This window comes from Algibacter ulvanivorans (genome assembly GCF_048381495.1).
Taxonomy (GTDB): Bacteria; Bacteroidota; Bacteroidia; order Flavobacteriales; family Flavobacteriaceae; genus Algibacter_B; species Algibacter_B ulvanivorans.
In genome coordinates this window covers 1-344 of the sequence record NZ_JBLWGD010000040.1, presented here as the reverse complement: position 1 = coordinate 344, position 344 = coordinate 1, and the positions used below count along the sequence as shown (strand labels likewise).

Genomic DNA, 344 nt, shown 5'->3' with positions numbered 1-344 from the left:
AATCTTTAAGTCCTGATATTTAACCAAGTAAACTGTATCGTTATAGTAACCTCCTAAAAATTTCTTTTTATAGGCAAATTTGTTTTCAACGTATTCGGTTAAAGGAGCTTCAGTAACAGAAAGGTATAAGTCTTCTGAACTTACCAAACGCAATACCACATCCATGGTTAAATCGAAACCACGAACAGCTACTTTGTTCGGGGTAATTCCAAAACGTTTTTCGTAAGCTTTTACAAAAGTATTGTTATCGTCTTCGTTATAGGATTTTGAAATAGTAGGAAAATGAAAATCCAGATGTGACAAATGATAATTTGAAACCTCATCATCTTCAAAAGCAGCATTCA

1 pseudogene is annotated in these 344 nt (G+C 32.8%); it reads right to left on the bottom strand.

Annotated features, from left to right (window positions below):
- A pseudogene (locus ACNG5D_RS15895) lies at positions 1-344 on the bottom strand (peptidoglycan-binding protein); the annotation flags it as partial.